At 63.1% G+C, this 25269-nt stretch carries 21 protein-coding genes and 1 pseudogene; 4 read left to right on the forward strand and 18 right to left on the reverse strand.

Annotation, left to right across the window (positions count from 1 at the left end):
- The first annotated feature begins 223 nt into the window (after positions 1–223).
- Positions 224–916 (forward strand): alpha/beta family hydrolase, encoded by a 693-nt coding sequence (locus tag QYH69_RS32975; RefSeq protein ID WP_308835867.1) that lies wholly within the window; start codon positions 224–226, stop codon positions 914–916.
- Between the two features lie 430 nt (positions 917–1346).
- On the forward strand, positions 1347–1628 hold the full coding sequence (locus tag QYH69_RS32980) for a hypothetical protein (RefSeq protein WP_308835868.1): 282 nt from the start codon (positions 1347–1349) through the stop codon (positions 1626–1628).
- Positions 1629–1991: 363 nt separating this feature from the next.
- Here QYH69_RS32980 and QYH69_RS32985 read toward each other — a convergent pair whose 3' ends face one another.
- Complete coding sequence (locus tag QYH69_RS32985) at positions 1992–3281, reverse strand: MFS transporter (protein WP_308835886.1); 1290 nt, start codon at positions 3279–3281, stop codon at positions 1992–1994.
- Between the two features lie 51 nt (positions 3282–3332).
- Positions 3333–4562, reverse strand: a complete 1230-nt coding sequence (gene phnA, locus QYH69_RS32990; RefSeq protein ID WP_308835869.1) for a phosphonoacetate hydrolase — start codon at positions 4560–4562, stop codon at positions 3333–3335.
- Positions 4563–4660: 98 nt separating this feature from the next.
- Here phnA and QYH69_RS32995 point away from each other — a divergent pair, with 98 nt between their 5' ends.
- Entirely contained in the window at positions 4661–5563 is a 903-nt protein-coding gene (locus tag QYH69_RS32995) for a LysR substrate-binding domain-containing protein (protein WP_308835870.1), read from the forward strand.
- A gap of 360 nt (positions 5564–5923) precedes the next feature.
- Here the strand turns inward: QYH69_RS32995 and QYH69_RS33000 are convergent, their stop codons facing one another.
- From QYH69_RS33000 to QYH69_RS33075, 16 genes are all read right to left on the reverse strand, one after another.
- Entirely contained in the window at positions 5924–7087 is a 1164-nt protein-coding gene (locus QYH69_RS33000) for a porin (protein ID WP_308835871.1), read from the reverse strand.
- A gap of 277 nt (positions 7088–7364) precedes the next feature.
- The gene (locus QYH69_RS33005) at positions 7365–8150 is read right to left on the reverse strand and encodes an SDR family oxidoreductase (RefSeq protein WP_308835872.1); all 786 of its coding nucleotides are present in this window, start codon (positions 8148–8150) and stop codon (positions 7365–7367) included.
- Between the two features lie 107 nt (positions 8151–8257).
- A complete protein-coding gene (locus tag QYH69_RS33010) occupies positions 8258–9229 on the reverse strand; it encodes a LysR family transcriptional regulator (protein ID WP_308835873.1) in 972 nt (323 codons plus the stop codon).
- A 29-nt stretch (positions 9230–9258) separates the two neighbouring features.
- Positions 9259–10032 carry an SDR family oxidoreductase gene (locus QYH69_RS33015; protein ID WP_308835874.1) on the reverse strand — a complete coding sequence of 258 codons (774 nt, stop codon included), beginning with the start codon at positions 10030–10032 and terminating at the stop codon, positions 9259–9261.
- On the reverse strand, positions 10019–11368 hold the full coding sequence (locus QYH69_RS33020; protein WP_308835875.1) for a dihydroorotase family protein: 1350 nt from the start codon (positions 11366–11368) through the stop codon (positions 10019–10021). Before QYH69_RS33020 ends, QYH69_RS33015 begins: the two co-directional genes overlap by 14 nt.
- Positions 11369–11391: 23 nt before the next feature.
- The gene (locus tag QYH69_RS33025) at positions 11392–13077 is read right to left on the reverse strand and encodes a thiamine pyrophosphate-requiring protein (protein ID WP_308835887.1); all 1686 of its coding nucleotides are present in this window, start codon (positions 13075–13077) and stop codon (positions 11392–11394) included.
- Between the two features lie 7 nt (positions 13078–13084).
- On the reverse strand, positions 13085–14017 hold the full coding sequence (locus tag QYH69_RS33030; RefSeq protein ID WP_308835876.1) for a polysaccharide deacetylase family protein: 933 nt from the start codon (positions 14015–14017) through the stop codon (positions 13085–13087).
- A 17-nt stretch (positions 14018–14034) separates the two neighbouring features.
- Positions 14035–15060 carry an NAD(P)-dependent oxidoreductase gene (locus QYH69_RS33035; RefSeq protein WP_308835877.1) on the reverse strand — a complete coding sequence of 342 codons (1026 nt, stop codon included), beginning with the start codon at positions 15058–15060 and terminating at the stop codon, positions 14035–14037.
- Between the two features lie 45 nt (positions 15061–15105).
- A complete protein-coding gene (locus QYH69_RS33040; protein ID WP_308835878.1) occupies positions 15106–15867 on the reverse strand; it encodes an SDR family oxidoreductase in 762 nt (253 codons plus the stop codon).
- Positions 15864–17297 carry a dihydropyrimidinase gene (hydA, locus tag QYH69_RS33045; protein WP_374992551.1) on the reverse strand — a complete coding sequence of 478 codons (1434 nt, stop codon included), beginning with the start codon at positions 17295–17297 and terminating at the stop codon, positions 15864–15866. The genes QYH69_RS33040 and hydA overlap by 4 nt, the downstream gene beginning before the upstream one ends.
- A 17-nt stretch (positions 17298–17314) precedes the next feature.
- Positions 17315–19417, reverse strand: a complete 2103-nt coding sequence (locus QYH69_RS33050; protein ID WP_308835880.1) for an ABC transporter ATP-binding protein — start codon at positions 19415–19417, stop codon at positions 17315–17317.
- Positions 19414–20289 carry an ABC transporter permease gene (locus tag QYH69_RS33055; protein ID WP_308835881.1) on the reverse strand — a complete coding sequence of 292 codons (876 nt, stop codon included), beginning with the start codon at positions 20287–20289 and terminating at the stop codon, positions 19414–19416. Before QYH69_RS33055 ends, QYH69_RS33050 begins: the two co-directional genes overlap by 4 nt.
- 4 nt (positions 20290–20293) lie before the next feature.
- On the reverse strand, positions 20294–21313 hold the full coding sequence (locus tag QYH69_RS33060; protein WP_308835882.1) for an ABC transporter permease: 1020 nt from the start codon (positions 21311–21313) through the stop codon (positions 20294–20296).
- Between the two features lie 80 nt (positions 21314–21393).
- Positions 21394–23076: an ABC transporter substrate-binding protein gene (locus QYH69_RS33065; RefSeq protein ID WP_308835883.1), complete on the reverse strand. Its 1683-nt coding sequence runs from the start codon at positions 23074–23076 to the stop codon at positions 21394–21396.
- A 194-nt stretch (positions 23077–23270) separates the two neighbouring features.
- A complete protein-coding gene (locus QYH69_RS33070; protein ID WP_308835884.1) occupies positions 23271–24281 on the reverse strand; it encodes a GlxA family transcriptional regulator in 1011 nt (336 codons plus the stop codon).
- Positions 24282–24523: 242 nt separating this feature from the next.
- On the reverse strand, positions 24524–24790 hold the full coding sequence (locus QYH69_RS33075; protein ID WP_308835885.1) for a hypothetical protein: 267 nt from the start codon (positions 24788–24790) through the stop codon (positions 24524–24526).
- Positions 24791–25112: 322 nt separating this feature from the next.
- Here QYH69_RS33075 and QYH69_RS33080 point away from each other — a divergent pair.
- Positions 25113–25199 (forward strand): annotated as a pseudogene (locus tag QYH69_RS33080) (LysE family translocator); the annotation flags it as partial.
- Positions 25200–25269: the final 70 nt, after the last annotated feature.

The raw sequence follows: 25269 nt of genomic DNA on the forward strand, positions 1-25269 counted from the left end.
AGGCACACGCTGCGCGAGCGATTGAGCCGCTGAGCGAGCGCCTCATGATCGAGACGGTGCGGAGGCCGTTTCTGGCCGAATCCAGAACTTTCTGCGGCGGACATACTCTTCCAGAGAGCCAGATAAATGAACTGCCCTTCGAGAACTTCCTTTGACGCTGATTGCAGCGTCGTAACATCTGGCTGACAATGCGCTAAGGCCGCAACGACACGACCTGAATACGATGGACGCCCCTGAATCGCTTTCCATGGCACTGCCCGACGGCACTAAGGTCTCTGCGCTCCTCCGGGTGCCGGAGGGCGCGCGAGCCCTGTATGTCTTCGCGCACGGTGCCGGCGCGGGCATGCAGCACGCCGGCATGTCGTCATTGGCCGACGCGCTTGCGGCGGTCAATGTCGCCACATTGCGCTACCAGTTTCCGTACATGGAGCGGGGCTCCAGGCGTGTGGACTCGCCGGCCGTGGCACATGCTGCCGTGCTGGCAGCCGTCGCAGAGGCCCGGCGGCGGCTGCCAGCCCTGCCGCTCTTCGCCGGCGGCAGGTCGTACGGCGGCCGCATGACGTCCCAGGCCCAAGCCATCTCCCCACTCGAGGGCGTGCGTGGCCTCGCTTTCGTCGCGTTCCCGTTGCACCCGGCGGGCGCGCCCGGCGTCGAGCGGGCACGGCACCTGGCGGACGTCACGGTGCCCATTCTCTTTCTGCAGGGCACGCGCGACAAGCTGGCGGAGCTTCACCTGCTGAGGTCGGTCGTCGAGACGCTGGGGCCGCGCGCCACGCTGCATGTGGTGGATGACGCAGATCATTCGTTCCACGTGCGCGCGTCATCCGGCCGGACCGACGCGGAGGTCGTGCTCGAACTGGCTCGCACGATGGCGGCGTGGTTCTTCGCCGAAGGAGAGTCCGTGCCCGTTACCTGAGCAAGCGCAGGAATGCAGGAATGCTTGTAGCAGAGTCGGGACGGCGAGCGGGCCAATTCGCCATGCTGCACTCGCCCGCTCAATCCCTTCGCTATCCGCAGATGGTCTGTCGCATAGCCACGTTAAGCGACGCCTGTCGGGTCAGCGACGCGTTCCCGGTGCGGAGTGGGTGAATCTGTCATATCCGCTCGCGGTGATTCGCCTTCGGAAATCGTGGAGGGCATCTGCTTCGATTTGGCCGGCGTCGATCCGTGAGTGACCGCTTAGGGATGCGGGCGGAACCAGACTCGCGCAGCGTCGAACGACGCGCATTGGCCGGTCACTGCCCGACGAGGTCGCCCGAAACCGACCCACAGCGGTCCTTCAGATCGCCCGAAAGCAGACATCCCGTCTGATATTGTCGGTCCTCCATAGTTCGAACAGACACACCATGGCTAAATCTGACCTCGTCAGGGCGGCGATTGCGTTTCAGGAATGGGGAAAGCCATGGTCGTTCGATTCGGTTGTATTGAATCAACTCTCTGATGATTCCGACGACCGTGCAATTTTCATGCAGATCTGGGCCGAGGCATGTCGTTCTGACAACTGGCAGCAAGCTGATATTTCGAGGTGCTGCGATGCTTGCGATAGCCGGCTCAAGTGTGAGTTTTCATGGCTGCCCGAGGAGGCAGGTGCCCAGTTCGTGCGAGCGGCATCGTTCCAATGGAAATGACACCGGCCGTACTACAGATCGAGCGAATTGGGCAATCTCATATCGACCTCGAATGACCGAATCTGGCCGCTTTCACCCCCTTATCACGGCTCGACTCAGCCGGCTCTTGCTCGTCTTGAGAAAGAAGATCGGATAGTTCGGACGGGGAAAGTCGCTTCATCTTCCTTTCGAACTTGCGGTCGTACTAACGGTCGTTTGGCTCTGAGGCCAGGGCCTTGCGCGCGTACTGCTGCACGAAGCGATTGAGCTCCTGCATAGCGTAAGCACCCGGCCGGATTGTCACCGATTCAGATACTGACGTCGAGTGACCGTTTATGCCCAGTCGCAGTCCTATGCATTCGCACGATAGCGCGACGCGATTCCTCAGCGCTTGATCAGCATCGAAAGTACTGCGCTTGCTGCGCAAAGTCCCGCGACAATCGGAAAGATGATCGACGTATGGCCGGTGGCATCGATGATGTGGCCGATAACCGGTTCGCCGATGCCAGCGAACATATACGACATGGTGTTGAGCACACCTGTTGCTGTCCCGGCAGCGCGGCGCCCGAAAATATCAGGACACAAGGCCCAGAAAGAGGACGCCGGCCCGAAGACAAAAAAGCCGCACGAAAACAGAAGCACGATCGCAAACATACTACCGTGCGGCACGAACATCATGAAGATCGCCGTCGCGCAGGCCAGCACCATGTACCAGACGATCGCCATATAGCGGCGCCCTTGAAACAATACATCGGATATCCAGCTATTCGACAGCGAGCCGAGCGCCATGCCTACCGGTAACGCGACCGTGATCCACTTCGGGTCGATTAGCGCCGATGAAGTCTTCCAGTCCATGCCGAGAAAATGGACCGGCACCCAGACCACCAACGCGTATCGTGCGGCGTTCTGGAAACCGATTGCGAGACCCGTGACGTAGAGCCTCCAGTTCTTCATCACGAGCGCGTATCGCTGCGCGCTCGTCAGCTCATCGTCCGACTCCGCTGGAGAGGCCGCCTCTTCCGATTTTTCAGCAGCGGGCAGATGCAGAGCCTCCGGTCGTTCAGAAACAAACAGCAACAACACCAGTGCGCCCAGCAGCATGGAAAGCGGCGCGAGACGGAAGATCCAGACCCAGCCGAGCTGCATCGTCCCCAGAATGATGACCGGAAAAACGTAGGCGAGCACCGAAGAGAAACCGGAGAAGCCCACGTAAACGCCATAGACAAAACCGCGATGTTTGTGACCCCACCAGTTGGATAGCAGGCGGCTGCCAGGCGCGAAACCCATCGACTGGAAATAACCGTTGAGCCCCCACGCCAGCAGAAAGAACAGGAACGTATGACCGAAACTAAATAGCCAGTTCGCCGCAAGTGACAGGACAGTCCCGGCGATCATCATCGTCTTGCCACCCAGTTTGTCGCCCAGATTACCGTTGATGAACTGGCCGCCGGCATAGCACCAGAGCATGGTCGCGCTGATCCAGCCAATCTCGTACTTCGATAGACCGTAGTCGTGCTGAATACCGGCAACGGCAAAACCCAGCGTCTGCCGGCCGGTGTAGTAGAACAGGTAGCAAAAGGTCACGCCGATCAACGCACGCCACTTATATTGCGCGAACGTCGTGCTTCTTTTGATGGACGTGTATTGCAACGCATCAGGCGTATCTGTGGGCATTACTGTCTCCATGGGGCGCACGGTCTTTGCCGCGCTAACCGTTTTTCGTTATCAGACGAGGTGATTGAGCGCGAGATCGATGACATCGAAATTGCGCAAGCGCCGCGTGCCGTCTTTGCCACCGAGCTTGCGATTGAAAATGAGCGGCACTTTCTGTTCGGACATACCGCCGTGGGAGCGCAGCGGCACGGTGAGCCCGGACAGGTCATGTTTGTCGGCTGCGCTGCCGAGCACCGTGAGCCTTTCGCCGAGCACCACGAGTTCACCGATTCTGTCGGACGGCAACTCGAATCGCTCGCTAGCCTGTGCACGGGTCAATACCGCCTCGACGCCATCGATAGCCGCAAGGTACGCTGCGACGTCGCGCTGTTTCTGTTCGTCTTGACCGCGCAGGTACACCGTAGCGTAGGAGCCGAGCGCCCCGTGATGCACGACATACGGATCAGTGATTGGCAGGAGCACACGCGTCGTATACGCGCCGTATCGCGCATCGAGCCTATCTTGCAGAAACACGATATTTGGCCGGCCGATTGCATCGGTCTTCGCATTCATGCCATGGTCAGCCGTGATGGCCAACACCGCGCCCTCTGCGTGATAGCTCGCCAGGTAATCGTCCATCATCGCGTAGAAGCCGTTGGCTTCTGGCGTGCCGGGCGCGTGCTTATGCTGGACGTAATCCGTTGTAGAGAGATACATCAGATCAGGGCGCTCTTCGCGCAAGATGGAAAGCCCAGCGGCAAACACGAACTTCGAAAGCTCCGCGCTGTACACGGACGGCACAGGCATGCCGACTCTCGCTACGATGTTCTCGATGCCGTGTTCATCGAGGTTCACCTGGTCGGCCTTTTCAGCCGAAAAACAGATCCCTTCCAGCCGGTGTCCGAGCAAACTGCGCAGCTTGTCCTTCGCGGTAACGACGGCGACGCGCTGACCCGCGCAAGCCATCTCCGCAAGAATGGTGGGCGCGCGCAGGTATTTGGCGTCGTTCATCAGGACTTCCATCTGCGTATCTTCGTCGAAGAAGAAATTGCCGCAAATGCCATGTACCGACGGCGGCGCGCCCGTGACGATCGACAGATTGTTCGGGTTGGTGAACGACGGCACGACGCAGTCCCCGGCCAGCACAGTGCCGAACGAACTCAAGCTGGCCAGAAACGGCGCTTTGCCGGCCAGGATCGCCTGATTGATGTATTCCTGCTCGCAGCCGTCGACACACACCACGATCGTCGGCGCAGAGGGCAATTGATAAGTTCGGGAGTTGACGGTGATCGGCTGCGTCATGGGGACACCTTTTCTGAGTGGAATGACGTCAGCGTATGATGATCAATCTACTCACACAATCGACAAAATTAGCCGGATTGCGTTAACTAAACTCACACATGCGATCGAAGCTACCCCCACTCAACGCCCTGCGCGTGTTCGAAGTCGCCGCGCGCGCGGGCAGTTACTCAGCAGCCGCGCGTGAGCTCAACCTCACGCACGGCGCCGTGAGCCGTCATATCACCATCCTTGAAGACTGGCTCGGCCAGCCTCTGTTCGTGCGCGATGGGCAAAGCATGGTCGCGTCTGGGCACGCACGAGCCTTTGCTCGAGAAGTGAGCGCGGCTTTCGACCACATTGCGGACGCAGCAGAACGCTATGGCAGGAGCCAGCACCGTAAAGTGATTCGGGTCAGCGCGGCGGCGACGGTCGCAATGCGCTGGCTGATTCCTCGTCTGCCCTTGTTCACGGCGATCTGCCCCGATGTAGATGTGCGCGTCTCCACGACGCTGACGACCGATTCCGCACTGCGCGGCAGTTTCGATCTGGCGATTCGTCGCGAAGTGCCCGTAGACGGGCAATATCAGGCGTGGCCATTATTTGAGGAACGCAACACGGTGATCGCGAGCCCGGCGCTGATCGAGCAAACCGCGATCTCGTCAGTGGAACAACTTGCCGCAGAAACATGGCTCACTACGGAATCGCGTCCGAGCGATTGGGAGAGATGGACCCAAGCCGTCGGTCAACCCACGCTTCGGGCCAGTCGAACCCTGAGATTCGATCACTTTTTTGTGACCTTGCAGGCCGTGGTCGACGGCCTCGGTTTTGGTATCGGACCATTTCCAACGCTCGATGCGGACTGCAATGCGGGGCGTTTACAGAAACCGTTTCCCGATCTGACTTCGAAGGGAGCGACTTACTTTGCATTGGTACCGCTCGATGCCGATAAGCCTGTGCATATGAGGATTTTCGTCGATTGGCTGCGATCAGGTGGCGAGGACAACCAATCCAGCAAAATATGAGCCCTCGTTCGTATACTTGCAAATGTCTTTTGTTGAGAGCCGAACCGACGCTGCAGCGGCGCCGCCAGATCGGAAAACGCTTGGTCAAAGGCCTGACCTCGAGCGAAGCGGTCGTGTATATCCTATAGCCGGGTAGAGCCTTCTCGGTCGACAGATCAATCGGAGCGACGACGGTGCCTGCAAATCGGATTACCGATGGCAAGACGGTTGTATCAAAAAAAGGGCCTCGCCGAAACGGCGAGGCTTTTGAACGACAAACGTATGCTTGTCGGTGATTTCACAGTTGTACTGTGTTTATGCTAGAGCAAGGCCTGAGATCAATTATTACTCGGCTTTAGCATGAGGTTCGCCTACATTCGCTCAGAACAGATGCCGAAACGATACCAACACCGCCGTTTGATTGACGCTCGATGACGGCGCATCCGCTCCCACCAGCATCGCCTGGTTGAGCGGCGCCGCAACCGGACCGCCATGGGACGCGTGCTGCCACGCCACCTGCATATAGACGTCGGTTCGTTTGGTCAGGTTATAGTCGAGCATGCCGCCTATATGCCCCCAATGCGGTTCAGCGTTTCCGGCCGGGCTATCGAAGCGCGAGATCGTGTACGTGTACATCAGGCCCGCATAGAAGTTCGGCGTGAACTGGTATTTCGCGTTCACCTCGAAGTTGTCGAATTTCAGCGAACTGGCCGGATTGGCCAGGTTGCCAAAGTACGCGCTGCCCGTAACGTTGTTGTAGTACGAGTGTGTATAGATAAAGCCGACGATGGCCGCAGAACTGAGTGCATAGTTGATACCCGCGCCGAAAATCTGCGTGCGCGATGCGGTGAAATCGGTGTCAGCCGATGAAACCGCGCCGTTCGGATTCGTGTCGGCCCCACCGTTGACCTGCAAATAGGCGCCGACAAGCGTGACCGAACCGGCTTCATACTGCGCTGCAAGACCATACAGTCGATTGTCCGCAAAACCGCCGGCCTCGTTGCTGAAGCCGTACATGCCTTCGAACGAGAAACCCGCGTACTTGTTGCTGGCGAACTTGATCGAGTTACTGACACGAATCGTGTTGTCGGTGTTGTCGTTGTCGTAGACGTGCGAGAGCAGACTTCCCGCCCAGTTGCCGTTCGCGGTCAGCGGCCCGAGCATGTCGACGAGCGGGTCGTATTGACGGCCGGCCGTCACGGTGCCGATCGTGGCCGATTGCACGCCCACATAAGCCTGGCGTCCGAAGATGCGTCCGCCGTTGTTCAACTTGCCGTTGTTCAGATTGAAGCCGTTCTCGATCTGGAATATCGCTTTCAGACCGGCGCCGAGGTCTTCGTTGCCCTTCAGACCCCAGCGGTCTCCGGAGTCCTGGCCAGACTCTGTTTCGACGTTATGCTTGCCGTTCACGTTGCTGGTGTACTGGAGGCCCTCGTCGATGGAACCGTACAGCGTGACCGAGTTCTGCGCCATCGAGTGCAGCGGCATCGCAGCCGCGCCGGTGGCGCCCAGCGCGAAGAGCGTCTGTTTTATCGTGCGTTTCATCTGGATCGATCCTTGTCGTTTGAAGAATTCTCGATTGCAATGAAGCGCCGCTAATGGACTGCCCGGCGCATCAAGTCGGGCAAATACTAAATTGACCTAAATACCATCAAACTGAAATACAGAATTTATTGAAATTCGTTGCATTCGCCCCACGCTCAATACCATGACGAACCAGCACGCCTACATAACTCAAGACGCGAAACAGATATATTCAAATCAGGAATACTGATAAATTTTCCGCGTCCGCCGTTATGGCGAGACGGTTTCGCAGCTATAGCTAGACCGAAGCGATCAACCCGCCGTCCACGCGCATCACGGAGCCGGTCACATATGACGCCGCTGCGCTGGCAAGAAACGCGACCGCGCCGGCATACTCCGCGGGCTGGCCGTAACGGCCGAGCGCAATCGCCGCCGTGCTCTCCGTCGATACGGATTCGACGCTGCGTCCTTCCCGCTTCGCTTTCGCTTCGTCCAGAAAGCGGATGCGGTCGGTACCGATACGTCCCGGCACGACGACATTCGCGGTGATGCCGTCGCGCCCCACTTCGCGCGCGAGCGTTTTAGACCAGCCGACGAGCGACATGCGCAGCGCGTTCGAAACGGCGAGGCCTGGAATCGGCGCAATGACGCCCGACGACGCGCTCGTCACGACGCGTCCCCAGCGCTTCGTTTTCATGCCCGGCAGCACACGGTCGGTCACGGCGATCACGGACAGCACCATGCTGCGAAAATGCTGTTCCCACAGCTCGGCCGGCTGGCCGGACGCGGGTGTTGGCGGCGGCCCGCCGGTATTGTTGACGAGGATGTCGACCCCGCCGAAGCGCGCTTCGATCGCGCCGATCCGTGCATCGATGACGGACAGGTCGCCGAGATCCCACTGCAGCGCGAACGTTTGTGCTCCGGTCTCGCGAACCGCGCGGTCCGAGTCGTCGAGCGCGTCCGCATCGATATCCGCGAGCACGACCTTGCAGCCCTCGCGCGCCAGCGCCAACGCAATCGCCCGTCCGAGGCCGCCGCCCGCGCCCATCACGAGCGCCGTCCTGTTGTCGATACCAAAATCCATGAAATGAGTCCTGTGTTAGCGGCCGCGAGGCCAGTGGATCAAATGCAATCGAATACGTTTTGCCTCAACACATTGCGCGCATCGCAGCCGATGTCCGAACGCGAGCCTCAGACGCCGCCGATACCCACGCGCAACGCGTCATCAGCATGAGCGACGAGGATCGACTCGAAGCCACGCCGGGGCGACTTGTCACGTCGGCAGCGCGCCGCCGCGAAGTCGACGAAGCGCCTTACGCGCGGCGTCATATAGCGATGCCCCGAATACAGCATCCACAACGTGCGCTCGTTGTTCTCAAGTTCGAAGGCCTGCAGCAATGGCACCAGCGTGCCGTCGCGCATCGGTGCGTCGACCAGCGAGGCAGGCAGGCGCGCGATGCCGATGCCCGCCTGAGCCGCCTTGACTAGCGCGATGAGACTTGATGAGCAAAAAATCGGCCGCAGCGGCACGCGATGAGAACCGTATGCGTCGCAGAATTCCCAGGAGCGCACCGTGACGTCGGAGCACACCAGCACATCGTGGTCGGACAGATCCGTCGGCACGCGAGGCGCACCACGCCGCGCCAGATATTTCGGCGCGGCCACGATCACATCGCGCAACTGCGCGAGCGGCCGGCACACCAGCTTAGAATCGCGCAAGCGCCGTTCGGCTGCGAAGCAGACGTCATAGTTGTTCACCGCGAGTTCCTGGGTCGATTCGAACACCGTCAGGTCGAAATTCACGCGCGGCTCTTCGGCGCGATATTCGGCCATCACCTCGCTCAGGCCCGCGGCCACGAACGAGTCGTGCGCCGCCACCTTGAGCGACCCTGCCGATTCGCGGGTAGCCGAACACACGCTCGCCTCGAGCGTGTCGAGCAGCGCGAGCACTTCCTTGCAGCCTTGCCAGTATTCGAGCCCTGCGTCGGTCAGCGAAACCGCGCGCGTGGTCCGGTTCAACAGCTGGACGTTCAGGTGCGCTTCGAGCGTGGCGATGCCGCGCGTCACCATCGCAGTGGAGACGTGCAACTCCTTTGCGGCATTGGCGAAGCTCAACGATTCGGCAACCTTCGCGAATATGCGCATGGCAGACAGTTGGTTCATGACGTTTTCACCAAAGCGAACAATAGCGGCTAGCCGGCCATCCAGCCGCCATCGACCATCAGATTGATGCCAGTGACGAAGCTGGCGAGGCTGCTGCCAAGAAACAGCGCGGCGCCGGCTACGTCTTCCGGACGCCCGAGGCGCGGCCACGGGGTGCGGCGGCGTGAATAGTCGAGTGCGTGCGGGTCGTTCGCGGCTCCAGGCTTGCCAGTGATGATCTTGCCGGGCGCGACCGCATTGCAGACGATCAGCTCGGCTGCATGATCGACCGCGATCTGGCGTGTAAGCTGCACGGTACCGCCTTTGCTAACGCCGTACGGGAAATCGCCGGGCGAGGCCACCATGCCGTGCTGCGACGACACATTGACGATGCGCCCGCGCACTTCGTCGACAGGCTCCTGCGTGAGCATCTGCTGCACCGCGCGCTTGCAACCGAAGAACATGCCGGTGAGATTCACGCGCAATACGCGCTCCCACTGCGCTTCGCTCGATTCGAGCATATTCGTGCCCGTATACGTCGCCGCGTTGTTGACCATCACGTCGAGACGGCCGAAGCGTTCCACCGCAAAGCCGATCAGCGCGTCGATCTCGGCCCATTGGCCGACGTCCGTGGCGACAAAGAACGCGCTTCCGCCGGCCGCCTCGATCAGCGTCAGCGTGGTGGCGCCGCCTTCAATCGGCTCGTCGCGCACGTCGGCCAGCACGACGCGCGCACCCTCGGCCGCATAACGCAGCGCGATAGCGCGGCCGAGGCCGGAACTCGCGCCCGTGACGACCGCAACCTTGTTGTCAAGCATGCCCATGTCGAAACTCTCCTATAACCCTGCCTGCCGGCGACACATCCGCCGCGAGCCCTGCTTCGCTGTGTATCAGCTCGCCACGCAGATAAACGTCGATCAGCCTGCCCTGCACGCGCATACCATCGAACGGCGTATAGCCAGCGCGCGAATGCTGCGCGGCATTGGCTATCACCGTGCGCTGTGCCGGATCGAGCACGAGGACGTCCGCGTCGTACCCCACTGCGAGCGCACCCTTTCTGCGACCCAGCCCAAAACGCTGCGCCGGATTCGACGCGCACATGCGCACCAGCGCGGACAGATCCATATCGCCGCTTTCGACGAAATGCAGCATCGTCGCGAGCAGCGTCTGCACGCCGGGCATGCCGCCGGGAACGTCGGCGAAGCGCGCGTATGGCGCAGTTTTTTCGGCCCGCGCATGCGGCGCATGGTCGGTCGCGACAATATCAATGAGCCCTTCGCGCAAAGCGGCCAGCAACGCAACGCGATCCTGTTCGGCGCGCATCGGCGGTGACGCCTTCAGATTCGCACCGTGCCGTGCATAGTCTTCGGCCGTGAACAGCAGACACTGCGGCGTCGTCTCAATACTGACGTCGGCAAGGTCGCGCATGCGCTGCCACGTTGCGATGCCAAGCGCGGAATTCGCTTGCCGCACATGTACGCGCGCACCGGTTTGCGCCGCGGCAAGCACCGCGCGCGCGATGCCGCTCGCTTCGGCAAGCGGCGGGCGGCTCGCGAGAAAGGCCGCGACGTCGGCGCCGGCCGGCGCGGCATCGAGCAACGACTGGTCCCCCGGCGAGACGCCCGCGAGCACGTCCAGGTCATGCGCAATCTGCAGCGCGTGCACGAGTTCGCTTTGCTGCGCATGCAGGTAATCGGCAGGAACATCGGCGGTGAAAACCTCGAACGACACGGGGTCGAGCGCGCGCAGCGCCACAAGCTCACTGGCGGCCGCGCCACGACGCAACGCCACCTGAAAACCGACGTCGACGAAAAGCCGGGCCGACGCGAGCCGCATCTTGTCCGCGAGCGTGCTCGCGCTATCGGTCCACGGTTCGTCGGTCGGCATATCGAGCAAGGTCGTGACGCCGCCCGCGGCTGCCGCCCGAGTGCCCGATGCGAAGTCTTCCTTGTGCGTGAGGCCCGGCTCGCGCAGATGCACGTGCGCATCGACAAGCCCAGGCAGCAGATAGCAGCCGTCGACGCGTCGCTCGACGCGCGCGGCGGCGCTCTGCGCAGGCGCGAGCAACGCCGCCACGCGGCCCTCGCGCACGGCGAGATCGGCACGCAGCGTGCCGACCGCATCGACAACCGTACCGCCGCGCAACAGCAAATCGAACATGGCGTTCCCCCGTCGATCGGCGCTCAGACCCGGCTCAAGCCGGCAAGCCGGCTTTCCTCGTGCGTGACGATTTCGAGCAGCGCCGCGCGCCCGCCTTCCACCGTCGCCAGACAGCGCTGCAAGGCGGCGCGCAACTGCGCCGGATCCTCGACGCATTCGCCATGACCACCGAGCGCGCGCGCAATCGGCGCGTACTCGCCCGACATGCGGTTCGCGCGGTATTTGGTCGACGCGACCGGCATGCTGGCCGCGTAGCCGCCGAGCACATGGTTGCGCATCACCACCGTGAGTATCGGCAGATCGCAGCGCACGGCCGTCTCGAAGTCGATGCCGACCATGCCGAACGCCGCCTCGCCCATGATCGCCACGACCGTCGCATCGGGCCGCGCGAGCTTCGCGCCAAGCGCGAATCCGAGGCTGCTGCCGAGCTGCGTGGTCTTGCCCCAGCCCAGATAGCCGCCGGGTTCTGTGACGTCGTAGAACGGGCTGAACTGGTCGCGCGGATTACCGGCGTCGTGCGTGACGATCACCCGGTCGCGCTCGAGCGTCTGCATCATTTCCCACACCACGCGATACGGCGAGATCGGCGTGGTGTGCGCATTGAGAAGCGGCAGCCAGTGCTCCATGAAGGCGCGGCGGGCCACCGAGATTTCGTGCGCGAGCGCATCGCGCAGCGGCGCGCGGCGTGCGAGCGTAGCCGGGTCTTCGCACACGCGCGCAAGCATCTGGCGCAGCACGGCGCGGCAATCGCCGATCACGCCGAGCCGGACCGGGTAATCCTTGCCGAGATCGCCCTCGTCGATGCTGACTTGCAGCAGCGTCTTGCCCGCCGGAATGGGCAGAATGTAGTACGAGCGCGTGAGACTCGTGCCGAGCGCGAGAATCACATCGGCCTTCTCGATAAAGCGGTCCACGGTTCCCGGTCGCGCCCGACCCGCGGTGCCGAGCGCAAACGGGTGGCGTTCGGAGAACGCGCTCTTCGCATTTGGCGTCGTCATCACCGGTATGTTGACGAGCTCCGCGAATTCCGCGAGTTCGCGCGACGCGCGCGCGTTGAGCACGCCCTGCCCCGCCAGGATCACCGGATGTTCGGCGGCCAGCAGAGTCTCGACCAACTCGTCGATCTGGCGCGCGTCCGCCTGCGGCTGCGAACGGCGCACGTCGCGCACATGTCGTGGATCGAGCTCGTGAGTTTCGCCGAGCACGTCAACCGGCAGTTCGAGCAGCACCGGCGCGGGCGGCCCGTTGCGCACGCGAGAAATCGCGCTGTACAGCAGTTGCGGCAGCTGCTCGATGCGCGTGACCGATTCGCACCATTTGGTTACGTGCTGGAAATTGCGGCGCGCCTCGAAGTTCGGCGCCACTGCCTCCGAGCCGCGCGGATAGCCGGTGGGCAGAAAGAGGATCGGCGCGCGGTCGTTATATGCCTGCGCGATGCCGCCGAACGCACTTTCAGCGCCAGGCCCGTATTGCACGGTGACCACTGTCAGATCCTCGGGCGCGGCGGTACGCGCATACCCTTCTGCGAGATTCACGGCGACGCGCTGGGTGCGCGCGATCACGGGCGGCACGTCGAGTTCGGCGGACGCATCGAAGAGTTCGCTGCTCGGGAATCCGACGATGTGCTTCATCCCTTGCTGTTTCAGAATGGACGCAACGATCTGCGCACCCGTCATCGTGCGCTGCGCCTCGTCGGCCATGGTCGGCATGCTCAAATCAGTTCCCCTTGCGAAACGCAGTGTGGTGGGCAAGCCAGTGCTGCGCAATGTCTTCACGCCGCATGAAAGCCGCGGCGCCGTTCGTACGCATCACGTGCTCGAGCACGTCGCGCAGGCCCGCGGCGCGGTTCGGCTGCCCGGTCCAGCGCGCGTGCACGGCGATCGTCAGCATCTTGCCGCCGGCCTCGTCGGCCTCCTCGATTACGTAGTCGATCGCCGCGCAGCAGTCGGCCGCGAAGTCACGCGGATTCGAATAGCCGGGAGCGATCAGATAGCGGCTGTCGTTGAGCGTCTTTGAATACGGCACGACTAGCAGTTCGCCGCTGCCGTGCGGGACGAAGTAAGGAATGTCGTCGTTGCACGGATCGGAGTAGTACAGGAAGCCGCCTTCCTCGACGATCAGATCGCGCGTGTTCACACTCGGAAACGAACGGCAGTTCCAGCCGGGCGGCCTGGTGCCCAGCACCTCGCGATAGAGCTCGATCGCTTCATGCAACTGCCGCCGCTCCTCGGCGCGGCTCATCTGCGGATAGTCGGTCCAGCGCAGCCCGTGACCGAGCAGATCGTGGCCGCGCGCATTCATCCACGCCGCCACCTCGGGGTTGCGTTGCAGCGCGACCGCGCAGGCCGAGACCGTAACCGGAATTCGGTAGCGGTCGAACAGCCGGGCAAGCCGCCATACGCCGGCGCGGCTGCCGTACTCGAAGTGCGTCTCGGTGCCGAGGTCGCGCACTGGTGCGCTCGCCGGCAAGTTGTACTCGCCCCAGTTGTCGTTGCGGCCGTCCTCAAGCCACGAATATTCGGAGCCTTCTTCGTAGACGAGCACAAGGTTGATGGCCGCCTTCGCGTCGCCAGGCCAGCGAACCCGTGGTGCGGTGCGGCCGTAGCCGATGAAATCCCGCGCGGGGCCTTGCGTCTCGATATCGGTCATGAGTTTATGCAGAGTGTTCAAAGGCGGCCGGCGGCAAGCCAGTCCATATAATCGTGAAAAGCCTCGCGGCCCGCGCGCGGCCGCCAGCTGGTGTCGCGCTCGATACGCGAGATGTCGTAGGCGCCCCACATGCCGGTCGCGAGCTGCGGGTCCTGCACGACGTTCGCGTGGTCGGCATGGCTGACCTCATAGCGCAACTGCGGCACCTTTTCGGCGGCCCAGCCGATGATGTCGCCGATACTGACCGCTACACCGCTCGCGACGTTGTAGTGGCGATAACGCGGCCGCTGTGCATCGACGAGCGCAAGAATCGCGTGTGCCGCATCGACCGAATGCAGGTAGTCGCCGACCGGCGCGAGAGAGTTCGGCCGGATCGTCTCGCCGTCGAGCGCCATTTGCGCGACACGGTGCGGCACATGCCGGAAGTTGCGGCTTTCGGTCGCGCGATCCATTGGTCCGTAGATCGACGACAGCCGCACGGACAGTGCCGACAGGCCGAACAGATCGGCGTAGCGGTTCACCACCATTTCGGCGGCGAACTTCGAAATGCCATAGAGCGTGAGCGGGGCGACGTAGCCGTCCTCGGGCAACGGCTCGCGAGACCAGTCGGGACCGTGATGCCGATACACCGACCCGGAACTCACATAGACGAAGCGCCGTACCCTCGCCCGCTGCCGCGCCCATTCGAGCAACTGGACAGTGCCCATCAGGTTGACGTCGACGATCTTCGCCGGCATCAGCGCCTCAGGATGCACCCGCGCTTCCTCTTCGGCGCTGCCGCGCGAGATCGGCGTGACGGTCGCGCCGTGCACGATCGCGCTGATCTCATGGCGATCCAGTTCATCGGCCCAGCCGGCCGGCTCGCGCACGTCGCCTTCCACAACGGTCAGGCGCTCGCGCACGGGTTCGAACCACGCGCGCGCGGCGGCATCGAGTGCGGCCCGGTCCAGAATTACGGCGCGCGCGCCGGGCTCGCGTTCGAGCCATTCGCGCGCGACGACACTCATCGCGAAGCCCGTCCCACCGGTAATCAATAAGCTCATCGAAATTCCTGAAAAGCAGTAACGGTCATCAAACGAATCGGGCAATCAGCGCGCGGTATAGCCGCCGTCGACCAGCAGATCGGTGCCGGTAACGAATGACGCGTCGTCGCTCAGCAGGAACGCGGTGCTCGCGGCAATCTCCTCGGGGCGGCCGATCCGGCCCAGCAGGTGCGCGCCGCCGAGTGCCGCGTCGGCAGCGTCGAGCGACGGCCACGAACGCAACAGCCGGCCGGTGCGCACCGCGCCGGGCGACAGGCTGTTCACACGAATCTGCGCCGGCGCATGATCGACGGCCATCAGCCGCGCCAGATGGATCAGCCCGGCCTTCGCCGCGCAATATGCGACCGAGCGGCTCGCCGCTACGTGACCGAGTTGCGACGCGACCAGCACGATCGAGCCGCCGCCGCTTTCGCGCATCAGCGGCACGACGAACTTGTTCATCAGGAACGCGCCGGTCAGCGAGACGTCGACTTCGTTGCGCCAGTGCTCGGGCGCGAGATCCTCCACCGAGCCGTCGTGCCACGGCGCGGCGGCGTTATGCACGAAGCCGTCGAGCCGGCCGAAGCGTGCGCGCGTGAATTCGACGGCCGCGCGCGCGGCCTCGACATCGGTCACGTCGCATTGCACGCCGCATGCGCCTGTGCCAAGCCGCTGCACCGTGCGCTGCGCCGCGTCCGGGTCGAGCTCCGCGCACACCACTTGCGCGCCTTCGTCGATACAGCGCGCCGCCATTGCCACGCCGATATCGCTTGCGGCGCCGCTAATGAGTACCACCTTGCCGCGCAACCGCGAGATCGGCGCGCTCATGCGTCGAGCACCGGCGGCAGGCTGGTTCGTGGCGTGAACGGCCGCGCGGCCGCGAGGAAGCGCCCGCGCCCCGGCGTCGAGCGCACCTCGCCTTCGTGCCAGATGATGTCGCCGCGCGACACCGTTGTCACGGGCCAGCCGCGCACCGTCATGCCTTCGTACGGAGTGTGATCGGTGGCGTGATGCAGCATCGCGTTGCTGATCGTCACTTCGCGCTGTGCGTCCCATAATGCGAGGTCGGCGTCCGCGCCGACGACGATCGCGCCCTTGCGCGGATACAGCCCATAGAGGCGCGCCGGCGTTGTCGCGGTGAGCTGCGCGAATTGCGCGAGCGACATGCGCCCGCCGTTCACTGCCGCCGAAAACAGCAGCGGCAAGCGCGTTTCGATACCGGGCACCCCGTTCGGAATGCGCGTAAACGGTGTATCGGGTCCGCCCGCGATCTTGTCCGTGTAGTGCCACGGCGAGTGGTCCGACGAGAACACCTCAAGCGTGCCATCGAGCAGGCCGCGCCACATCTCCGGCTGGTTCTCGCGTGCTCTCGGCGGCGGCGTGCACACGCACATCGCGCCGCGCAGATCGGGCGTATCGATGTCCTCCGCCGAAAGAAACAGATACTGCGGACAGGTTTCCGCGTAGACCGGCAGACCGCGCTGCTTCGCGCGCCGGATCTCTTCGGCCGCGCCGGCCGCGGACACGTGGCAGATCAGGATCGGCGTTTCGATCACCTCGGCGAGGCTGATGGCGCGAAACGTGGCTTCGCGGTCGCCGGCGGCCGGATGGGCGAGCACGTGATAGCGCAGATGTGTCTTGCGTGCCTTCAGAAACTGCTCGGTCAACCAGCGGATGCATGCGTCGTTCTCCGCGTGCACCATTGTCAGCGCGCCTTCGCGGCGCGCGACGTTCAGCACTTCGAGCACCTCGTAATCGTCGAGCTTCAGGCCTTCATAGGTCAGGTAGATTTTCACCGAGGTGCAGCCTTGCGCGATCAGGCGCGGCAGCTCCTCCTCCAGTACGCGCGGCGTCGGGTCGCCGACGATCAGATGGAATGCGTAGTCGATATGCGCCTTCGGTCGTGCGCGTTCGTGATAATCAGCTACCACTTCGGCGAGCGACTGTCCTCGCATTTGCATGGCGAACGGAATCACCGTGGTCGTGCCGCCGCACAGTGCGGACAACGTGCCGCTGCGGAAATCGTCAGCGGTCGAGCGCCCTTCCCATGGCTGCTGATCCATATGGCAGTGCGCATCGACGCCGCCCGGCAAGACGATGCGATCGAGTGCCGACAGTTCCGCGCGACCCACGGGCAGACTGGCCGCAAGCGCCGCGATGCGCCCTGCGCGCACGCCGATGTCGACCTGCGCGGGGCCATCGGGCAGTACGACGGTGCCGCCGCGAATCACGAGGTCGAAGCTTTGCGTCTCGTTCATGTCGTTCATGGCGCCCATCAGTTGCACGCCTCGGCATTGACGAGCTGGAATACGGGGCGCACCTTGCGCAATTCGTCGAGGCCGAGGTGGCAAGCGATCTCATGCGTCGGCGAGACCGCCCGCACCGGCGGCGCGACCGTATCGCAGATGTCGCCGGGTTTGCGGTGGCAACGCGACGCGAAGCGGCAGCCAGGCGGCACGTCGATCGGGCTCGGCGTCTCGCCCGTCAGCCGCACGCGTTGCTGCTGAACCGACGCATCGGGGCTATGCACGGCCGACAGCAGCGCCTCGGTGTACGGGTGATACGGCGGCGCGAAGATTTCCTCCGCGAGGCCTTTCTCCATCACGCGGCCCAGATACATCACGACGATCCGGTCCGCGACATGCCGCACCAGCGCAAGATCGTGGCTGATGAACAGCAGCGTGGTCTGCTGCTCCTTCTGGATCGAGAGCAGCAAGGTGATGACGGCCGCCTGCACCGACACGTCGAGCGCGGACACCGGCTCGTCCGCGACGATCAGCGACGGATCGGTCGCGAAAGCGCGCGCGATGGCAATGCGCTGCTTTTGGCCGCCGGACAGCTGCGCCGGCAACCGCTGCGCGACTTCGACAGGCAAACGCACGAGCTCGAGCAATTCGTGCAGGCGGCGTTCGATCGCGGCCTTGTCCCGTTGGCCGCCGAACTTTCTCAACGCGCGGCGGATCGGTGTGGCCACCGCGTGCGACGGATTGAGCGTGCTGTCCGGATTCTGGAAAACCATCTGGATCGACTTGAGCATGTCCAGCGCGCGCTTTTTCGCGGGCATCTGCGAGAGCTCGGTGCCCGCGAACCGGATCGAACCGGACGTGGCCGTTTCGAGACCGACCAGCATCCGCGCAAGGCTCGACTTGCCGCAACCCGACTCGCCGACCAGACCGACGATTTCGCCCTTGCCGACCTCGAACGAAACCTGTTCGTTAGCGTGCACGACACGCCGCGATCCGCTGATCGCATACTGCTTCGATACGTCGTCGATGACGAGCGCGGCTTGTGCGCGCTCCGAATGCACGGCCTCTCCCAGCGCGGCTTTGCGTACCACATCGATGTCCTGCCAGCGCGCGCAGCGCACGTGGTGCCGCGCCGCGCCAGCCGGCACCAGCGCAATCGCGTCGCCGCCGCAGATTTGCGCCTGAAAGTGGAAGCAGCGCGGACCGAACCAGCAGCCTTGCGGCCGCTCGTGCGGCAGCGGCAGATGGCCCGGAATTGGCGCGAGCGAACGCGTGCCCTTCGCACCGCTGATCGCCGGAATGCAGCCGAGCAGTCCCTGCGTATACGGATGACGCGGCGAGCTGAACAGCGTGGCCGTATCGGCCTCCTCGATCATCTCGCCCGAATACATGATGCCGACGCGGTCACACGCGCTAGCGATCAGGCCGAGGTTGTGCGAAATATAGAGGAGGCTCGTGCCGTACTGCTTGCGCAGATCCGCGATCAGATCGAGAATCGCGGCTTCGACGGTCACGTCGAGCCCGGTCGTCGGCTCGTCGAGCAGCAGCAGCGCCGGCCGCGCCAGCAGCGCCATCGCGATCACGATGCGCTGCTGCTGGCCGCCCGACAGCTGGTGCGGGTAGCGCTTGAGCATCGCGAGCGGATCGGGCAGCCTGACGTTCTCGAGCATCGTCGCGCACATGTCGCGCGCCTCGGCGCGCGACGCGTTCAAATGTCGGCGCGGAACTTCGGCCAATTGCGCGCCGATGGTTTTCACCGGGTTCAAGGCACTCATCGGCTCCTGGTAGACCATCGCCACGCGGCGGCCGCGAATCGCGCGCCATTGCGCGGCGCTCGCGCCAACCAGTTCCTGCCCTTCGAAGCGAATGCTGCCGCCCGTCACGCGGCCGGTGCCGCCCATGTAGCCCATCACGGCCATCGCGGTCGTGGTCTTGCCGCAACCCGACTCGCCGACAAGTCCGTAGCTCTCGCCCGGCGCGATTCGAAGCGACACGCCCGGCACCGCCACGACCGTCTCGTCGCGATTGCGGTATTCGATTCGCAGGTCGCGAATGTCCAGCAGCGGCACGGCGCCCTGTGCCGGTTGAGCGGCCGGCGTGCCGAGCAGACCGCTTTCAATCATTGCGTTCATGGCTTCCACGCCTCCCGCATGCCATCGGCAAGCAAGTTGAATCCGAGCACGAGGCTCACGATCGCGACCGACGGCGCAATCGACATCAGCGGCCAGACGTTGATCACGGTGGTGGTCTCGCGCACCATTCCGCCCCAGTCCGGATTGGGCGGCGGCAGCCCGAGCCCGAGAAAGCCAAGCACGCCGATCGTGATGATCGTGTACCCGATGCGCAGGCATGCGTCGACGAGCAGCGGGCCGCGGCAATTGGGCAGCAGCTCGCAGACCATGATGTACAGCGTGCTTTCCGCGCGCAGCCGCGCGGCCGCCACGTATTCCTGCTGCTTCAGATCGAGCACGAGCCCGCGCACAATGCGGCCGATGCCGGGCGCTGACGCGATCGTGGTCGCAATCACGATGTTGAGCACCGATGCGCCGACGTTGGCGATCAGGATCACGTAGAGCACCAGCACCGGAAAGGCCAGAACGAGGTCGGAGAAGCGGTCGACCAGCGCCTCGATCCAGCCGCCGTAGTAACCGGCGGCCATGCCGAGCGTAATGCCGGCCAGCATCGCCACGGCCACCGAGAGCGGCGCGACCAGCAGCACCGTACGCGCGCCGAAAATCAGCCGCGCGAGAATGTCACGGCCGAGAATATCGGTGCCGAGCCAATGCGCGACGGACGGTGTGGGATTGGCCATCGCCATCGCGTCCTGCGCGGTAGGCGACGGTAGCGGCAAGATCGGCGCGAGCACCGCCAGCACGATCCAGAACACGATCAACGAAAGTCCGATCACCGCGGTGCGCGAGCGGAACAGCCGGATCCACGGGCGTTGCGGCGCGCGCGAAGTGCGCACCCCGAGCGGCACGGCATTGGGTTCGACAGTCGACATGACATTACCTCACGCGAATGCGGGGATTGAGCAGCATGTAGCCGAGGTCGCCGAGAAACTGCGTGACGACCGCGACGAACACAGTGACGAGCGTCGCGGCTTCGAGCGTCGCGATATCGCCGAACATGCTGGCGTCGAGCAGCATGCGGCCAAAGCCTGGATACGCGAACACCATCTCGGTCACCACCACGCCGCCGATCAGGAAGTTCAGCTGCAGCAGCAGTACCGTGAACGGCGCGATCATGGCGTTGCGCAGCGCGTGGCCGAGCACGACCTGGCACGGGGTCAAACCTTTGAGGATCGCGGTCCGGATAAAGGGCTTCTCCATCACGCCGATCATCGACACACGGATCATGCGCGCCACATAGCCGAAGTCGTACAGCACCAGCACCGCGACTGGCAGCACCATCTGCGACGTAATCGACCAATGGCCGCCTTCACTGTTGTCGAGCGGACTGGTGCCCGGAAAAAGCGGCCACACGATCACGAACAGAGTGACGAGAAACACGCCCGACGCGAATTCCGGAACCGACGTGAACGTAATGCAGACCACTGACAGTACGCGGTCGAGCATCCCGCCTTCCTTGAGCCCCGACAAGATGCCGAACAGCATGGATAGAGGCACGATCAGGGCGAATGCGATACCGGCAAGGATCGCCGTGTGGCCAAGACGCTTCCATAACACGTCGTTCACCGGGAGCTTGTAGAGCGTCGAATAGCCGAAGTTACCGAAATACTGCGCGCCGCGCGGGTCGCTGAAATTCAGCCCGTTGGCCGGGTCTTCGAGCGGATCGGGGCGCTCGCCGACCAGTACTCCGAGCCAGCGCCCATAGCGCTCGAGCAAAGGATCGTTGGCGTGCATGCGCTCGGCGAGCAGATCGACCTGCTGCTGCGTCGCGTACGGCCCGAGTGTACGGCGCGCGACGCTGCCCGGCGTGAACTCGGACACCGCGAATACCACGAACGACGCGCAGAGCATCGTCACGATCATCAGGATCAGGCGTTTGGTGAGAAAGGAAGCCATGCTTGCCGCCCCCGGGAGATTCAGGACTTGATGGAAACGGCAACCTCGCGCATCGGCGCAACGGCAGTTGCCGCCGGTGTCTACGCGCTGACCGCGTATTGATTTGCGAAGATATACTGCGACGGATGCACCGAGAAGCCCTTGACCTTCTTGTCCATCACCGTCGAGAAGCTGCGCCAGAAAGGCTGCACGATCGGGCCGTCTTCCTGCATCAGCTTTTCGATCTTCGCCATCACCACGCTACGTTTCCTGGGATCGAGAATGCCGTCGGCCTGATTGAGCAGCGCGTCGAACTCGGGGTTCGCATAACCCGATTCGTTCCACGCGGCATTGGTGCGATACGCGAGCGCAAGCGTCATCACGCCGAGCGGCCGGTGCCCCCAGCCCGTCAGACTGAACGGCACCTTGGTCCACACTTCCCAGTATTGCGCGCTCGGCAGCGGCTTGATGTTGACCTTGACGCCGATGTCCTTGAACTGCTCCGCGAGCGCCTGCACGGTATTCAACTCCCAGATCGGATCGGGGCGCGTCACCATGTCGATTTCAAAGCCGTTCGGATAGCCGGCCTCGGCCAGCAACTGCTTCGCCTGCGCGACGTCGCGCCCGTACTTCGGCAGCGCCGCGTATTCCGGATGGACCGGCGCCACGTGATGGTCTTCGGCCGGAATGCCGGCGCCCAGCAACGACGTAGCAATGATCTTCTGCCGGTCGATCGCGAGCTTCATGGCCTTGCGCACGCGCCGGTCAGACAGGATCTTGTGATCGACACGCATCCGCGCGACGCCCGTTTGCGAGGTCAGCACGGCATACGGCTGCACATGCGGCAGATGCTTCATCGCGTTGACCTGCACGGCATCCGCTTCCGACAAACCGTCGACCTGCTTCGACGCCATCGCCGAAATGGAGGCGCCGGCGTTGTCGCCGAGATCGACAAATTCGAATGTGTCGAGATACGGCCCGGTGCCCCAGTAACCCTTGTGCGCCTTGTACGTCGCGCCCTTGCCCACCGTGAACGAGGTCATTTCGAACGGGCCGGTGCCGTTCGCGCCGGGGCCAAATACCCCCTTGTCGGCGGGATCGATGATGAACATCGCGTAGTGGAACAGGTGCTCGGGGACGGCGATTTGCGGCGCGAAGCAATTAAGGCGCACGGTCATGTCGTCGACCTTCTCGATCGCCTTGTCCGACCACAGACGACTCGACATTTTCGGCTTGCCGTTCGCATCCTTCTGGCCGCTGTCGTATTCCTGCACGAGATAGCCGGTAAACAGGCCGAGCATCGACGAGCCCACTGCCGGATCGCAGACGCGCTTCAGGTTCCACACGACATCGTCGGCATTGAGCGCGCGGCCGTTGTGCCATTTGACACCGGGCCTAACGTGCAGCGTCCAGGTCTTCAGGTCCTCGCTGACTTCCCAACGCTCCAGCAGATACGGACGCGTGAGATTGTCGTTTCCGGTGAACGTCAGAAATTCGCATACCTGACGAATCACGTTCGATCGTTCCGCGAAATCCGCCTGATGCGGACTTTTGATTTCCATGCAGCGCATGCCGATGCGCAGATGCCCGCCTTTGGGCAGCGCGTCGGCGGCCCGCGCCTCCTCGATGAACGGATCCGGCACACCGCTCAGCATATACGCGGCAACCGCCGACACACCAAGCAGCGTAGCAGTACGCAGGAAGTGACGGCGTGAAATCACGCCGCTTTTCAGGTCCTCGACGAGAACGGGGATATACGGATGCTCGGGCGAATCCTTAGGCACTGCATTTCTCCGGAAAATGTTCGGGCTGGCAATCTGCGGACATGGAAGATTAGGACGATTCAACTTTTGGCCAAAAACCCAAATGCGACATTTCAGCTACAAAAAGCGACATGAAAAAAATCACGCGCCCGCGCGGTACCGACATGCGCGGTGCAGGTCGAAGTAAGGGATCGAAGGGGGATCTGTAAGGCGGTTCAGTCGCGGCGCGCGGTCAACCCGCCGAGCCGCACTTCGCGCGGCGTCATGCCGTAGTGCGTCCGATAGATGCGCCCAAAGCGCGAAGCGGACATATAGCCGCAGGTCTGAGCGACATCGGCAATCGGCAGATCGGTTTGCAGGATCAGGTCGTGCGCGCGCGCCATGCGCAATCCCGCGTAGAACGCAGAGGGTGTCTTGCCGAGATGCGCGACGAACAGCCGCTCGATCTGCCGCGTCGACAATTGTACGCGGCGCGCGAGCACCTGCAGATCGACCGGGTTCTGGATGCTCGACTCCATCTCCTTGACGATCTCCACGAGCTTCGCGTTGCGAATGCCGAAACGCGTCTGTGCGGGCATGCGTTGCGACGAATCGTGCTGACGAATCTCGGGATGGTTGAACTGGTCGGAGATCGCGTCGGCCAGGTCGCGGCCTTTACTCGCGGCGATCAGATATAGCATCATGTCGAGCGTCACTGTCCCGCCCGACGAAGTAATGAACGGGCCGTCCACCGCGAAGATCGCATTGGTGCCCACGCAGCGCGGAAATTCCTCCTGAAACGCCGCGAGCAGTTCCCAGTGCACCGCGCATCGCCGTCCTTCGAGCAGCCCGGCCTTCGCGAGCACGAACTGCCCCGCGCAGATACCGCCGAGCACCCCGCCGCGGCTATGGACGTCGCACAGCCACCTGAAAGTGGCCGGCTTGTACGCCTTCGTGTGGTTCAGGCCCGCGACGACGATCACGAGATCGCAGCGCGGCATGTCGCCGATCGCATGGTCGACTGGAACCGGCAGACCGGCGCTCGAATGAACCGGCGCGTCGTCGGTCGACAGAAACATCCATTTGTAGAGCGCGCGGCCGGCAATGCGGTTCGCCTGACGTAGCGGGTCGAGCGCCGCGGCGAACGTCATCATCGGGAAATCCGGCACCAGAAAGAATCCGACACGCAACGGGTCCGATAACGTCGCGATTTTTTCGAGCGCGGCGTGAGTGTCTCTGCTTATCATGAGGGCTTCGGGCGGCTGTCTCTGCGGGTAGCCACTAAGCTATATGGCCGAAAATCGATTGTCTATCTGCACTTTCGGGCGTGCGCATCGAGCACGTCGGCCACGCGTTGCGGGTCGGCATGACAACCGTTCTGTTGCAGCAGGTCGCGCACATGCGCCGCGCTCGCGAGGCCTTCGTCTACCGGAACCTGTAGCAGCGAGCGCCCGACGCTGCCGCTTCGGCAACGAGCGATGCAGTTCGCTCATACCCGATCTTCGCTTTCACGTCGGGCGCGATGGCGGTCGATTCGAGCAGATGGCGCTCCCTCGCCGCCCGCTAAGCGGCAAGCGGGCGCGCGTGGCAAACTCGCCCATGTCTGTACCGCCTCGAATAGGGCACTCGCCTGCGCGAGCGACTTGCCGATCAGTTCCGACAGCTGCGCCGTGACCGCGCCGAAGTAGCCGCGATATGTGCGCGGGCCGATGCCGACCGCCGTCGCGGCAATGCAGATCGTGCGCAATGCGGGCATGCAACGCCGACCAACATTAACTCCGGCACCAAGCATAAAGAGCAACATCGCCCGTTGCCGTCGATTGCGCCAAGTCGCGGTTTTGAATCGATGCAAAAGATACTCCTCGAGTCGCTGATCTTCCGATTTGCTTAGGTCGCGAATAACAGGCGCAAAGCCCCATCAATGGCGCCATACGGTCGCGACGACGCCTGCGGCGGGTCTGGTCCGATCTGTACAGGATTTCATCTATGTATCTGTATCGGTACTGTACTGGTTTGGGTCGATAGACTGACATCGAAACTGACAAGTCACTTTCGTCCAATGCAACCGGAGACCGCCCATGTCCGTCGAGCTGTTGAGCGCGTTGCCTGCCGGCATTCTGTTCGCGCTCGTCACGAGCATCACGCCCGGCCCCAATAACACGATGTCGGATCGTAGCCATGTCGTTCTGTGAGCCAAGGAGTTGGTAGAATGTTTTGTCTTCCTAAGACCGCTTG

Origin of the sequence: Paraburkholderia sp. SARCC-3016, from assembly GCF_031119615.1 — a bacterium.
Taxonomy (GTDB): Bacteria; Pseudomonadota; Gammaproteobacteria; order Burkholderiales; family Burkholderiaceae; genus Paraburkholderia.

Bases quoted from the DNA above. Each gene is read 5' to 3' on its own strand.
- QYH69_RS32985 (WP_308835886.1), bottom strand. From the start codon at position 3,281: ATGCCCACAGATACGCCTGATGCGTTGCAATACACGTCCATCAAAAGA.
- QYH69_RS33020 (WP_308835875.1), bottom strand. From the start codon at position 11,368: ATGTTCGATTTGCTGTTGCGCGGCGGTACGGTTGTCGATGCGGTCGGC.
- QYH69_RS33025 (WP_308835887.1), bottom strand. From the start codon at position 13,077: ATGCCGACCATGGCCGACGAGGCGCAGCGCACGATGACGGGTGCGCAG.
- QYH69_RS32975 (WP_308835867.1), top strand. From the start codon at position 224: ATGGACGCCCCTGAATCGCTTTCCATGGCACTGCCCGACGGCACTAAG.
- QYH69_RS32980 (WP_308835868.1), top strand. From the start codon at position 1,347: ATGGCTAAATCTGACCTCGTCAGGGCGGCGATTGCGTTTCAGGAATGG.
- QYH69_RS33015 (WP_308835874.1), bottom strand. From the start codon at position 10,032: ATGGGCATGCTTGACAACAAGGTTGCGGTCGTCACGGGCGCGAGTTCC.
- QYH69_RS33005 (WP_308835872.1), bottom strand. From the start codon at position 8,150: ATGGATTTTGGTATCGACAACAGGACGGCGCTCGTGATGGGCGCGGGC.
- QYH69_RS33040 (WP_308835878.1), bottom strand. From the start codon at position 15,867: ATGAGCGCGCCGATCTCGCGGTTGCGCGGCAAGGTGGTACTCATTAGC.
- QYH69_RS32995 (WP_308835870.1), top strand. From the start codon at position 4,661: ATGCGATCGAAGCTACCCCCACTCAACGCCCTGCGCGTGTTCGAAGTC.
- QYH69_RS33030 (WP_308835876.1), bottom strand. From the start codon at position 14,017: ATGACCGATATCGAGACGCAAGGCCCCGCGCGGGATTTCATCGGCTAC.
- phnA (WP_308835869.1), bottom strand. From the start codon at position 4,562: ATGACGCAGCCGATCACCGTCAACTCCCGAACTTATCAATTGCCCTCT.
- hydA (WP_374992551.1), bottom strand. From the start codon at position 17,297: ATGAACGAGACGCAAAGCTTCGACCTCGTGATTCGCGGCGGCACCGTC.
- QYH69_RS33070 (WP_308835884.1), bottom strand. From the start codon at position 24,281: ATGATAAGCAGAGACACTCACGCCGCGCTCGAAAAAATCGCGACGTTA.
- QYH69_RS33055 (WP_308835881.1), bottom strand. From the start codon at position 20,289: ATGTCGACTGTCGAACCCAATGCCGTGCCGCTCGGGGTGCGCACTTCG.
- QYH69_RS33060 (WP_308835882.1), bottom strand. From the start codon at position 21,313: ATGGCTTCCTTTCTCACCAAACGCCTGATCCTGATGATCGTGACGATG.
- QYH69_RS33035 (WP_308835877.1), bottom strand. From the start codon at position 15,060: ATGAGCTTATTGATTACCGGTGGGACGGGCTTCGCGATGAGTGTCGTC.
- QYH69_RS33050 (WP_308835880.1), bottom strand. From the start codon at position 19,417: ATGAACGCAATGATTGAAAGCGGTCTGCTCGGCACGCCGGCCGCTCAA.
- QYH69_RS33075 (WP_308835885.1), bottom strand. From the start codon at position 24,790: ATGCCCGCATTGCGCACGATCTGCATTGCCGCGACGGCGGTCGGCATC.
- QYH69_RS33010 (WP_308835873.1), bottom strand. From the start codon at position 9,229: ATGAACCAACTGTCTGCCATGCGCATATTCGCGAAGGTTGCCGAATCG.
- QYH69_RS33000 (WP_308835871.1), bottom strand. From the start codon at position 7,087: ATGAAACGCACGATAAAACAGACGCTCTTCGCGCTGGGCGCCACCGGC.